Below are 12615 nucleotides of genomic sequence, written 5' to 3' on the forward strand. Positions count from 1 at the left end.
AAGAAAACGATTCAAATGGAAGTGTCTCGGCTGTCAGATATTACCAGTGCATCAGTTGAGAAAGACAGTTCCGCACGCTGGGTCTGCCTTCATAACGACGATGGTACGAATTACTGGTTCATTTCAGATAACGAAATGGGTGCAGGATTGCTGACTGCACTAGCTATTGCCCGGGATGGCGTCCATAAAGAGTGTGCAAAAACAACGGAGCATGTCAGCGTATCAGTTGCTAATGTTCCATTGTTAAATGCGACTCATGAGAATTTGGTCAAAGTGTTCGGCAAGAAAGAGATCGCCAAAAACAACGCGATGCTATTTTATCAGGAGACGCCAGTACAGAATGGATTCACCCAGAGCAATACAGTCTCTTATTACTTCAATGGCGAAAAAATGCATGGCGTAATCATCGGGCAAATTACCAGTAACTAGCTTGCAGGCTCCCTCTTCTCAGGAAGAGGGAGTCAAGGCTACTCAGCCAACCGCATATGCAACAGCGGAAACGGATTCCCCTGCCCATCAACCTCTGAGCGGCCGACCTGCACAAACCCCATATGGCGATAAAACGCGACGCCCTGCGTGTTTTGCTCATTCACATCCACTTCGTTTACACCAAACTCTGCGATGGCATAGTGCAGCAGTAATTTCCCCACGCCCTTTCCCCGGATCGCATCATCAACAAACAGCATTTCAATGCGGTTTTCATCCACGCCTAAAAAGCCGTGGATAACACCTGCATCATCGCGGGCCATCACGACGGTGAGGTTTGGCAGATACGCGTTGAGCAATAGCGGGCGCAGAGCCGCGATATCGCTTTCCTGTAAAAAGTGATGGGTAGCGCGAACGGAGGATTCCCAGATTGCGACCAGGCGTTCGAAGTGTGAGGGATGTGCGGTTTCTATTTTCATAAGGGGATCATGTTTGGAAAACCGAACTAATGCAAGTCACGCTGTGCGTGCTGCTCCCCCTCACCCTAACCCTCTCCCACAGGGAGAGAGAACCGATCGCGCTAAACCTTCACCTCCATCACCGCGTACACCCCATCCTTTGGCACCACCACGGTGACATTCTCCACCGGCACGCCCGCCGCGAGGTGGATATCCTGCAACTGCTGCAACGACCTGGGATGGATGTCCTCCCAGCCAATACCGCGCAGCACAAAGTCGATCTGCGGGCTGCTGGTCAGCATATTCGACACAATCACCGCCCCGCCGGGCTTCACCAGCCGCAGCGCGCGCTGCAGGAAAGTCACCGCATCGGTATCGTTGAAGTACTCAAATATGCCCAGCGCGTCGACCAGTTCGGCCTGATGCTCGCCCAGCTCCAGCAGTAAATCGTCGTTACGCACCAGCGTATGCAGCAGGTTGCGCCTGAGCAGCGTCAGCTGTTCGCCCACAACCAGCCCCTCCTGCGCGGCCATGGTCTCGGCCCAGCTCAGCGCGACGGGGTCTTTATCTACCAGCGTCAGGTACACCTGTTGACCGTCGAGCTTTGCGTTGCGCAGCGCCTCAAGCACGGGAATGGCCGCCCCGCTGGCCAGGCTCACCCAGTTGTTCTCGCTCTCGTTATGGATGTACTTCTCTACCAGCGCAGCCAGCACTTTTGCGCGGGAGCGCACGCCGATGGCGTCGTTAGCGTGAATAAACCACTGGCGGCTGTCGCTGTCCATTTTCGTGCCTTCGGGGAGGCGCTCCTCCAGCGGATTTTGCACCACAAACAGCGCCAGCGCGGTGGGAACCAGCCGGGCGCGCCACGCGAGAAGCGCAGGCCGGTTGCGAAAAGCCTGTTCGGAGTAACGGTTCTGCGGGACAAGCACCGCATGCCCGCCCTCTTCGTATTCAATCAGCGGAGGGCGAAGCGCCGGGTCGGCTTTCAGGGCCCGGTTAAGCGCGTTGATCTCCCGGGCAGTCTCGTCTTTCATCGGCCACTGGTCGCTGACATCAGGAAATGAGGCGCTGAAAATGGTCATATTTCCCGGTGCGCTGCCGCGAAAAGGCTGCCAGTTCATGTCATCGTCCCCCCGTTGGGCTTTTAACGGAAGTGTATCCAGGCAAACCAGTAATACCCTACGAAGAAAGCACGAAATCGGGGCATTAGCTCTGCGACGTGCGCCACACCCCTGGCGTACAGCCGTACTCAAGCTGGAAATGACGAATAAAATGGGCGCAGTCGCTAAAGCCCATCCGCCGCGCAATGTCCGTGACGCTTTGCTGCGAGTTCTTCAACAGCCAGCAGGCATAGCGCAGTCTGGCGCTGCGGATAAATTCACGTGCCGTTTTACCAAACTCGGCGTGAAACAGGCGATTAAGCTGACGCTCGCTCAGCTTGACGTCCTGGGCAAGCCCGGCGGCGCTAAGCGGGCGTGTCAGGTACTGTTCGATGATCATCACCGCTCTGCGCAGTCGCGAGTCCGGGATCAGCGCAATATTGGCAGGCCGTGGGGTAGTAACGGTGTGCGGTGAGAGCGATAAACGCCGTGACGTGGTAGCGGCAATATCGTCGCCCGCATGCGCGCGAATCAGCGCCGTGGTTAGCGTCAGCGTCGAGATCCCGCCCGGGCAGGTCAGCACATCGCCTTCATCGATAAAATCCAGCCCCTGCTCGGCATAAACCTGCGGAAACCGTTGCGTGAAGACGTCATGATGATAAGGATGGATCGAGGCGCGCCGTTCATTGAGGATCCCCTCTTCCGCCAGGATAAAGCTCCCGGTGCCAATACCGATCAGCGGAATGGCGTTGTGATGCGCCTCTACAAGAAATGCCCGGTCGTCCTGGAGCCCCTTATCCAGATCCTCCAGGCTTCCGCCAATCACGGCAATATAGTCGTATTCCCCCGGAGTAAGATGCGCGGCTTCAGGCTGCACGCTAATACCGGCGCTGCTGGTGATGGGCAATTCCGCCCGGGTGCTTATCAGGCTGAGTTTGAACGCAATTTTCTGTCTGGTTTTTTGTACACAGGACGCCGTACGTAACGCCTCCATTAACCCCGATAGGGCTAATAATGAAAAATGGGGCCACAGAAATAAACCGATATGCAGGGGTTTATTTCGTGCAGAACCACGCCTGCATGAGTCATCAATTAAAGTTTTCATTACCTTGCCAAAAAATATTAATTACATTATCGCAACATATTGTGTTGCTCTTATATTACTCTAAGATATTTCTTAGCGGTTCAATAAAGTATAAATGATGACCACAAAACAGCAACGCTTTTCCCGTTCAGCCCTCCGTTTTTGAGGGGTGGCACACATAGGTCGGTAACGTCCCCAGAATGAATAAATAATTATCATTCTGCTGTTTCTTAATTCGCATATAAATACTCTCGTTGGGGTAGATGAAAAATAACGGTTCGTACTTCTCCAGCCAGCTGTCGCTCACGTCATCATCGGGGAATTTGATATTGCGGACAGATCGCATGTAATAGACATTATCTTTGCGCTCTACCTGAAAGAATATTTTACGATTAAAGGTCTTACCCGGATCGCTCTTCACCCGACCGTTCATGCTGAGCGTGCCGTTGTTACCGTCCACCGTATAATTTAGCCACAGGGTCAGTGTCTCTTCAGGATGGTGCTGAATAAAGTTCACCTGACAGGCAAAAGGGTGAATGTAATAACGCTGCCACAGATAATAACCAGCGGCTAACGCCCCCACCAGCAGGCACAAACAGAGCGTTAACAGCGTTTGACGGTAACGAGCCATATTAATGATCCTGAATAAAGTAATCTGACATACAACGGTTTGGTTCCGTCATTGCCCGGTCGCAGCGGATCACCGAAGCACGCGGCAACAGGCTATATCCACTGATATAGATCCAGGGATAACTGCTGCATTCATCTTTAAATGGCGCAGCATAGGCCAGCGCTTTTTCCCTGTCCTGCGGCGTCTCGATATCGCGGGCAAAATAGAGCCGACACTCTCCCATCATTGTCGTGAAGCGGTAACCGTCCACAAAATAGCTGTCATGTGGCCGGCTATAGCTGATGACGCTCACGCTAACGATTGACAGCAGCGCCAGCAGTGCGCCCACCAGCCAGAAGCGACGTTTCGCAACCGGAGCAACGGGAGTGACAGGAGCCACGGACTGCGGTACGCCAGCCTCTTCCTGAACGGTCTGGACCGGTGCTTCTGGCTCTGCCGAGGGCAACTGCGCCTCTTTAATCGTAATTTGCGTATCGCTTGCCAGCGTCAGGCCAATACGGGGGATCGTGACGATTGGATCGGTTTCAAACCCGGCTTTTTTCAGCCCCTTACGCAGAATAGAGATATTCTGGTAATAGGTATTCGGCGACACCATCATTCCCCGACGTTGCCAGACAATGTCCATACACTCCTGTTGAGTGACAATACTCCCGGCTCTTTCAATCAATAACAGCAAACAACGTCCGGCAGGCGAGTTTAATACCACCACCTGTTCAGGATTATTGAGGTCGCGTAATGTGCTGGCCGCAGGATGAAACTCGACGATGCCATTAATGATATAATACTTATGCATAAGACTCGTTAAATACCTCCTGTAAACGCCGGTTTAAGGATTAATGTGACCGATAAACCCGCGTCTGTATATCCTGGCGCCTGGCGAAAAATCTTATTTTTATTTTTTCTTAACCGCTTATCTGAAGTTCTCTTAACCGCCTTTTTGGCCATATGAGATCTGGCAAAGCACCTGAAAATGCCTCATGCTACCTTTCCCCACGCGGACTTGACACTGACAAAACTCGACAAAACGGCGAATTGAACGCTTCGGCCATCCGTGTCTGAATTATTCAGAGACCTTTATTCACTTTTTCCGAGGAAACCAGATAAGACGCGGCCTGTCGGCAATTTCAGTCATCCCAAACTCGTCGAAAAGCCCTGGCATAATTAACAGTTTCACCCTGAAATTGTTAGCAGAAGTAAGTAACAAGGCCGAATACCTGACACCACCAGACAATTTCCTTACAAAACATTTAGTAAAGCCAACTTTTCATTAAAAAGTGTCGGTATGATTAATTACAGGCAAATATGAGGCAGCCGGTACGGCAGGGAGATAATGAAGAAATCCGTTTAGCTCAACTTAATACAAATTAAGATTAATTCAGATTACCTGTTTCGCACTATCCGTATAGTGACTCCATACCGTGCAATGCTTAATTGCTTCGAAAATACAGGCATCGTTCTGCCAGACGGGCGAGCCTCATTACAATTATAAATCGAGGGAATAACATGGCGAATAAAACCGGAAATAAACGTCATTTAACAACCGCACTGTTGGGAGGCGATCACTTTTCACGTCAGGGGATCGCCGCGGTATTAAAAAACATGGTTCCTGAAATACAGATAATAGCATCAAGCGATGATTATTCATTAATGGTAACCGTGTGTTTAACCACCCCCGTTGATGTCATTTTTTTATCCGGCACGGAAAAGTATCACGCGGGATTTGATTGCCTGAAATATATAAAAAACATCAAATCCCGCCAGCCTGACGTCCTTATTTGTATGTATTCCGCGCCAGCCAATTCCTGGCTGTGGATACGCGGCGATATAGATGCCTATATCTCGCTGCAGGAGCCACTTTATCACTGGCGAGCCAGCTTATTAAAAATGGTCGATAGCCGATATCGCCCAAAAAAGAAACCCACGGCGTTATCGCTGACGCCGGGCGAATGGCGAGTATTGAAGGATCTGCGAAAAGGTCTGGATATGCGTTATATCGCCGAAACAGAGCAGCTTTCTTACCGCCGCGTCAGCGCGTTAAAAAGCTCAGCGATAAGAAAACTTGGGCTCAGAAATAAGACAGATTTGCTGGTCTTTTTAACCAGTTAGATCTGTCGACCAAGAGCACAACCCGACATAACGACAACATGGAATCAGGACAATGAAAGCTCAATTTAAAACGAAAACACTGCTTGCCGTCGCCGTTGCGGCAGTACTGCCAGCAGGGTCGGCGTTCGCTGCAACCACCAGCGGCGGTACGGTGAACTTCAGCGGCAAGGTGGTGACCTCAGCCTGCGCCATCAGTGCTGGCAGCGCCAACATTGATGTCGACATGGGCGAAGTGCGTACCGCCACGCTGGCCGCGGCAGGCAGTGAAGCCAGCACCGCGAAAGCCTTCTCCATCACCCTGGAAGATTGCGAAATCGCCGATACCTCCGCCTCAACGGAAGACAATCCGATTGCCGCCACCACCGTGGCCGTGACCTTCACCGGTACGCCGGATGCGGCCGATGCCAACAGCCTGGCCGTTGGCGCAAACGGCGGCGCTAACTCGGCGCAGCACGTTGCGATTCGCTTGTACGACGAGCAGGGCAAGGTGGTGAAGCTGGGTGAACCTGCCGCCGCCATTCCTCTGCGTGCGGGGGCCAACACCCTGAACTTCAGCGCGAAATATTACTCACCGCAGGGCAACGCCACGGCGGGTGATGCCAGCGCGGTTGCAACCTACACCGTTACCTACTCGTAATTTTCAGGCCCGGTTCGCTGGCCGGGCCTGACTCAGCTTTAAGGAGACGCACCATGCGCGCAAAAGCAGGGATCTGTCTGGCTATTTCATTATGTTCATCCGCCGCATATGCAGGCGGCGTAGGGCTGGGCGCCACGCGAATGGTTTACTCCAGCACTACCAACCAGTCCATGCTGCAGGTCAGGAACACGCATCCCGACGCCACGTTCCTGATCCAGTCATGGATGGAAAACGAAAAAGGGCAAAAAACCAACGACTTCGTTATTACGCCGCCACTGTTCGTCATGAAACCGGCCAGCGAAAGCGCGGTGAAAATCATGTTTAACGGTAAAGCCCTGCCAGAGGATCGCGAAACGCTCTACTGGATGACGGTGAAAGCCATCCCGCAGCAGACCAAAAGCGGTTCCGGCAATTCGCTGCAGTTTGCTTCGGCAAACCGCATCAAGGTGTTTTATCGCCCGGAGAGCCTTGGGCAAGGCGCAGGGGACGCCTGGAAAAGCCTGACCGGAGCCTATCGCGGCGGAAAGGTCACGCTCAGCAACCCAACGCCGTACTACCTCACCACCATCAACCTGAAAATCGATGGCATGCCGGTACAGCCGGTGATGGTGCCGCCGAAATCCAGCGTAACGCTGGGCGAAACCTTCAGCCACGCCAGCAGCGTGAGCTACCAGACCATTAACGATTACGGCGCATGGACGCCCGCGACACGCGCGGCATTGTCCCAATAATCCCGACTGTGAGGCGTGACCACGTGAAAAGAAAAATCCTGTGTGCCACGGTGATCTCCCTGGTAATTCGGCAGGCCATGGCGGCTGAAAGCGCGTTGCAATTTAACCCTGCGTTCCTCAACGGTGAGAGCGCCAACAGCGCCGATCTCGCCTGGGTCAACGCCGGGAGCGCATTGCCGCCGGGCGATCACAACCTCAACGTGTATATCAATAACAACTATGCGTTCACCGGCAATATCACGTTCCGCACCGCTGAAAATACAGGGGAAGCCCTGCCATGCCTCACGCCTGAACAGATCGCGGCGCTGGGCATCGACAGCCAGCAGGCGAAAGGCGGCGCACTGCCGCTCGCGCAGCGCTGCATTTTTCTGACGGAGGCGTTTGCCGATACCCGGTTTGATTTTGACCAGCAGACGCTCTCCCTCAGCTTCACCGTACCGCAGAGCGCGATGCGCAATTTGCCGCGCGGGTATGTCAGCCCGGAAAGCTGGGAAGCGGGCATTCCTGCCGCGTGGCTGAACTATGTGGTAAACGGCTCGAACAATGACTATCAGGGCGAGACGCGCACGCGCGACCAGCAGCTGTTTGCGAGCCTGAACAGCGGCATCAATCTCGGCGCGTGGCGGCTGCGTGATTTCACCACGTGGACCAAAGATACTAACGAACTCACCCACGTGCAGACCTGGCTGCAGCGGGATATTCCCACCCTGAACGCGCAGGTTTACGCCGGGGAAACGTATACCTCCGCCCAGGTGTTCGACGCCGTGGGCCTGCGCGGCATTGCCCTGAAAACCGATGACAATATGCTGCCTGCCAGCCTGAGCGGCTATGCGCCGGAAGTGCGCGGCATCGCCCGCAGCAACGCCACGGTGACGGTTCGCCAGAACGGCAACATCATTTATCAAACCTCAGTGCCGCCGGGGGCGTTTGTGCTGAAAGATCTCTACCCGACCTCTTCCGGGGGCGATCTCGCAGTCACGATCCAGGAGAACGACGGCAGCCAGACGCAGTACACGCTTCCGTATGCCAGCGTGCCAAACCTGGTGCGTAACGGACAGCTGAAATATGCCCTGGGAGCAGGGAAATATCGTCCGATGGGCCATCAGGATGCGCCCTCTTTCGCGCAGGGCGAGCTGTTCTACGGCTGGCGTTATGGCCTGACGTTTTTCGGTGGGGCGCAGTTTGCCGATCGCTATAACGGTCTGGCCTTCGGGATTGGGCAGAACCTGGGGCGCTTTGGCGCGTATTCCATCGACCTGACCCACGCCCGCAGCCAGCTGGCGGACGACCAGCACTACACCGGCGATTCCGTGCGCCTGCGTTACAGCAAGCTGCTGAATGATATCGGCACGCGGGTTAATTTTTTCTCGCTGCGCTACTCAACGAAAGGGTTTTATACCCTGAGCGATACCACGTACAAGGGCATGGCGGGCGGATCCCCAAAGCAGATTGTGGAAGACGATGGCACCGTCACCACCCACTACGACACGGTATATAACCTGCGCATGTCGCGTAAGGCCAAAAACCAGCTGCTGCTGTCACAGCCGATGGGGCAATACGGTTCGCTGTCGCTGTCGTGGGATCAGCAAACCTACTGGAACACGTCGAAAACCACGCAAAGTTTGCAGTTCGCGTGGAATGCCACGTTTCGTAACGTGTCGCTTGGCGTCAGCGTTCAGCGCAGCTCTAGCCTGTATGACGACAAAAAAGATAACGTGCTGGCGATGTCACTTTCGGTGCCGCTGGGCAACCCGGCGCTGTCGACCCGCGCCCGCTTTACCACCACCCATGCGGATTCAACCGGCACTACGGCCAGTACCGGCGTGAGCGGTTATCTGCCGGGCCAGGAGAACCTGTTTTACAGCGTCAACCAGCGCTATAGCGCGCAGCAGCACTACGGCGGCGACGCCACGCTGCAATACGAAGGCGCAAAAGGAGACTACAACCTGGGCTACAGCTATACCCGCGATTCCCGCAACCTCAGCTACGGGATGAGCGGCGGCGCGGTGCTGCATGAAGATGGTCTGACGCTGAGCCAGCCGCTCGGCAACACCAACATTCTGGTGAAAGCCCCGGGCGCCAGCGATGTTGCCGTGCTTAACCACAAGGGTATCAAAACCGACAGCCGGGGCTACGCGGTGATCCCCTACGCCACGCCGTACCGCGTGAACCAGGTCGCGCTGGATGTCACAACCGCAGGTAATGACGTGGAGCTGGAGAATGCCATCGTCAACAAAACGCCGACCGACGGCGCGCTGGTTCGCGCCACCCTTGTCACACGCCAGGGGAAAAAAGCGATGTTTGTCGTGCGCCGCGGCAACGACGTGCTGCCCTTCGGTACGCTGGTCTCACTGAACGATGACAAAACCAGCGGCATCGTCGGCGACGGCGGCAGCCTGTATTTGTCGGGGTTAACCGAGCAGGGCACGTTGAGTGCCGTATGGGGGCGCAACAGCGACCAGCGCTGCACCATCAACTACGCGTTGAACAAGCAGAGCTATAACGCCCGCACCGGGCTCTATTCACAGGAGGTGGTATGTCAGTAACGCTTCGGACGTTCAGCATCGCTTTGCTGATCTTCACGTTCCCGGTTCGCGGCTATGACGTGCTGGTTTCCGTCACCGGGAATTTGATCGGCAACACCTGCGTTGTTGCGGCGGACTCTAAAGAGCAGGACGTTCCGCTGGGCACCATCGGGATTAAACAATTCCCCCGTGCAGGCGCGGTCAGCAATATCAAAACGCCCTTCACGATCAGGCTTGAAGCGTGCGGGCCAACCTTTGCCGGGGTCAAAATCCGCTTCAGCGGCACGCCGGATAACGACAACCCGCAGCTGGTGAAAATTGCCGACGGCGGCGCCACCGGCGTGGCGGTGCAGATACTCGATAAAGACGGCGGGCTGATCCCCCTCGACACGCAAACCACCGCCCGGGGCACGCCGGGCGATGACAGCGTAGAGATGACCTTCTACGCTCGGCTGGCCGCCACGGGCGCGCCGGTGAATGCCGGAGACGTCTCCGCTTTTGCCACCTGGACCACGGAGTATCAATGATGCGTTTATTCTTGTTTATTAGCGGATTACTGCTCTGCGCCAGCGCACAGGCGATGGAATGGAAATCAGATATCACCCTCTCCCCGCAGCCGATGACCTACAGCGGCCCGGCAGATTCGGTGGTGCCGGGGAGCATTATCGGCTCCACCTGGAGCGCCTCCGTCAGCGTACAGGAAGTGTTCTGGTGCGGCTGGGTCTTTACCTGCTCCAAAGGCACGCTGGAGCCGAGCAGCAGCGCGATCTCCAGCGGCACAACGGTCACCGTCGACGGGGTGAACTACACCATTTTTGAAACCGGCGTGCCGGGGGTGGGGTATATCATCGGGCTAAAAGATTTTAACGGCTCGGCCTGGATACCCCTGCAAAGCGGTATTACCCAAAGCTATCCTGCAGAGGGCACCAGCGGTTATGCAACCAGTTTAGGCTGGTCTGCCAAGGTAACCTTTATTAAGACCGCGACAGCACTGAAGTCAGGGGTTTACCAGATCCCCACCCTCGACGCTGCGGTGGTGACCGCCTATAACAACGAGGTCAAAACGGCAAAGGTCATCATTAACCCCACCACCATCACCGTGACGGCGAGCGGCTGTACGGTGGGCACCAAAAGCGCGAACGTCGATCTGGGTACGATCGATATCCGCACGTTGACCACCGTGGGCAGTACATCGCCTTCGGGTGCGTTTAACGTCAGCCTGACCTGTGACGCGAACGTCGCGGTGAGCGCGGTGATGACCGATCAGACCACGCCGTCAAACACCTCGTCGGTGGTGACGCTGACCGGCGACTCCACCGCGTCCGGCGTAGGGGTGCAGTTTTTCTATAACGGCACCGGCCCGCTGATGATGGGGCCGGACAGCTCGGCGGCGGGCACAACTAATCAGTTCTTTATCCAGAGCACCACTGCGGCACAAACCCTGTCGCTGCCGTTCCAGGCGCAATACATCCGAACCGGCGAACTGGTCCCCGGCTCGGCGAACGCGCTGGCAAGCATTACGTTCTCGTACCAGTAGGGGTTAATGTTTTACCCACACCAGCTGATCGACCCGGAAGCCCAGACTGCGCGCGGTGTTCAGGTAATCCTGCTTCACCGCGTCCGGCACGGTTGGCGTGCGCGACAAAATCCACAGGTAGTCGCGGTTCGGGCCGCTGACCAGCGCGTACTGGTACTTATCGTCCAGCTTGATGACGTTATAGCCGCCGTAGAACGGGCCGAAGAACGAAACCTTCAGCGCGGCGGTGGTTGGCGCGCCGGTAAAGTACGCTTTGCCTTCACTCTCGTTCCATTTGTTCTTCACCGGGTCGTAACCCCGGTTAAGCACGCTGATTCCGCCATCGCTCCGTTGGCCGTAGGTGGCCGTCACCTGCTCCAGCCCGCGTTCAAAGCGGTTCTCCAGGCGGGCGACTTCATACCACTTGCCGAGATAGCGGCTGGCATCAAAACCGGAAATAGGCTGCACGCCTTTCGGCGGCGTGGGGGATTTACAGGCTACAAGGGTCAGCGCAATGGCAACCCCGGTGACAACAGGCCATAGCTTCATGAGAATTCCTTTCATTTGCACGGTTGGATGTTAAGTGTAGTGCACCCTTTCGGCGCTTCATCCCGTTCTGAAAAATTCGTAGTATATTGAGAGTATTCCTCCACTCTGGACATGGACATGGCTTACTCCATCGGCGAATTCGCCAGACTTAGCGGCATCACCGCCACCACGCTGCGGGCGTGGCAGCGTCGTTATGGTTTACTCAAGCCACAGCGCACGGAGGGCGGCCACCGCCAGTACAGCGATGAAGACGTTCAGCAGGCGCTGAAAATCCTCGACTGGGTGAAAAAAGGCGTGCCCATTGGCCAGGTAAAACCCCTGCTTGAGCGCCCTGTACCCCGCCGGACCAACAACTGGCAAACGCTACAGCAGAACATGCTGGAACGCCTGCAGGGGGGCAAAATCGAGTCCCTGCGCCAGATGATTTACGACGCGGGCCGCGAATACCCCAGACCTGAGCTGGTGACCAACGTGCTGCGTCCGCTGCGCAGCCAGGTGTCCGCCAACGTCGCCGCCGCCATGACCCTGCGCGCGATCCTCGACGGCATCCTCATCGCCTACACCTCGTTTTGCCTCGAAGGCGATAAAAAAGCGCCGGGCGATAACATTCTGCTCAGCGGCTGGTACCTGAACGACTCGGGTGAAATCTGGCTCGAAGCCTTGTCGCGGACCGGTCAGGGTCACCGCATCGACGTATTACCCACGCCCCCTGCCACGCTGGCACCGGAGATATTTCCCGATCGCAAATGGTTGCTGGTCACCAGCGGTAAACTGACCGCCGCGCGGAAAAAACAGGTGGCGCAGTGGCAGCAGCAGCTTTCCCTTGAGGTCATTATCCTCTAATGATTTTCT

At 55.7% G+C, this 12615-nt stretch carries 14 protein-coding genes; 8 read left to right on the forward strand and 6 right to left on the reverse strand.

Going from position 1 to position 12615, the window contains the following annotated elements; all coding sequences use genetic code 11:
* Positions 1-429: hypothetical protein (locus M8370_RS18985; protein WP_250021592.1), on the forward strand; the 429-nt coding region annotated here is incomplete at its 5' end.
* Positions 430-467: 38 nt separating this feature from the next.
* Here the strand turns inward: M8370_RS18985 and M8370_RS18990 are convergent.
* From M8370_RS18990 to M8370_RS19010, 5 genes are all read right to left on the reverse strand, one after another.
* Complete coding sequence (locus M8370_RS18990; protein ID WP_248032056.1) at positions 468-905, reverse strand: acetyltransferase; 438 nt, start codon at positions 903-905, stop codon at positions 468-470.
* A gap of 101 nt (positions 906-1006) precedes the next feature.
* Positions 1007-2005: a class I SAM-dependent methyltransferase gene (locus M8370_RS18995; protein WP_094915737.1), complete on the reverse strand. Its 999-nt coding sequence runs from the start codon at positions 2003-2005 to the stop codon at positions 1007-1009.
* 85 nt (positions 2006-2090) lie between these two features.
* Positions 2091-2978, reverse strand: coding sequence for a GlxA family transcriptional regulator (locus tag M8370_RS19000; RefSeq protein ID WP_248032057.1), 888 nt, complete (start codon positions 2976-2978; stop codon positions 2091-2093).
* 238 nt (positions 2979-3216) lie between these two features.
* On the reverse strand, positions 3217-3699 hold the full coding sequence (locus tag M8370_RS19005) for a YqeJ family protein (RefSeq protein ID WP_013094867.1): 483 nt from the start codon (positions 3697-3699) through the stop codon (positions 3217-3219).
* A gap of 1 nt (position 3700) precedes the next feature.
* Positions 3701-4492: a winged helix-turn-helix domain-containing protein gene (locus M8370_RS19010; RefSeq protein ID WP_155022527.1), complete on the reverse strand. Its 792-nt coding sequence runs from the start codon at positions 4490-4492 to the stop codon at positions 3701-3703.
* A 710-nt stretch (positions 4493-5202) separates the two neighbouring features.
* Between M8370_RS19010 and M8370_RS19015 the strand changes: the two genes are divergently transcribed.
* Genes M8370_RS19015 through M8370_RS19040 form a run of 6 tightly spaced genes read left to right on the forward strand, consistent with a single transcriptional unit; the run spans position 5203 to position 11235 of the window.
* Entirely contained in the window at positions 5203-5805 is a 603-nt protein-coding gene (locus M8370_RS19015) for a LuxR C-terminal-related transcriptional regulator (RefSeq protein WP_250021593.1), read from the forward strand.
* 52 nt (positions 5806-5857) lie between these two features.
* Entirely contained in the window at positions 5858-6442 is a 585-nt protein-coding gene (locus M8370_RS19020; protein WP_013094864.1) for a fimbrial protein, read from the forward strand.
* Between the two features lie 53 nt (positions 6443-6495).
* Positions 6496-7173, forward strand: a complete 678-nt coding sequence (locus M8370_RS19025; protein WP_023621016.1) for a fimbrial biogenesis chaperone — start codon at positions 6496-6498, stop codon at positions 7171-7173.
* Positions 7174-7196: 23 nt separating this feature from the next.
* On the forward strand, positions 7197-9719 hold the full coding sequence (locus M8370_RS19030) for a fimbria/pilus outer membrane usher protein (protein ID WP_250021594.1): 2523 nt from the start codon (positions 7197-7199) through the stop codon (positions 9717-9719).
* Positions 9710-10225 (forward strand): fimbrial protein, encoded by a 516-nt coding sequence (locus M8370_RS19035; RefSeq protein ID WP_023621018.1) that lies wholly within the window; start codon positions 9710-9712, stop codon positions 10223-10225. Before M8370_RS19030 ends, M8370_RS19035 begins: the two co-directional genes overlap by 10 nt.
* On the forward strand, positions 10225-11235 hold the full coding sequence (locus M8370_RS19040; RefSeq protein ID WP_052123654.1) for a fimbrial protein: 1011 nt from the start codon (positions 10225-10227) through the stop codon (positions 11233-11235). The genes M8370_RS19035 and M8370_RS19040 overlap by 1 nt, the downstream gene beginning before the upstream one ends.
* 3 nt (positions 11236-11238) lie before the next feature.
* Here the strand turns inward: M8370_RS19040 and M8370_RS19045 are convergent, their stop codons facing one another.
* On the reverse strand, positions 11239-11763 hold the full coding sequence (locus tag M8370_RS19045; RefSeq protein WP_029881878.1) for a lipocalin family protein: 525 nt from the start codon (positions 11761-11763) through the stop codon (positions 11239-11241).
* Between the two features lie 117 nt (positions 11764-11880).
* On the opposite strand from M8370_RS19045, the gene M8370_RS19050 reads away from it, so the two are divergent.
* Positions 11881-12606 (forward strand): MerR family transcriptional regulator, encoded by a 726-nt coding sequence (locus tag M8370_RS19050; RefSeq protein ID WP_095455674.1) that lies wholly within the window; start codon positions 11881-11883, stop codon positions 12604-12606.
* Positions 12607-12615 lie beyond the last annotated feature (9 nt).

Source organism: Enterobacter cloacae complex sp. OE43NF, from assembly GCF_023544405.1.
Classification (GTDB): domain Bacteria; phylum Pseudomonadota; class Gammaproteobacteria; order Enterobacterales; family Enterobacteriaceae; genus Enterobacter; species Enterobacter cloacae.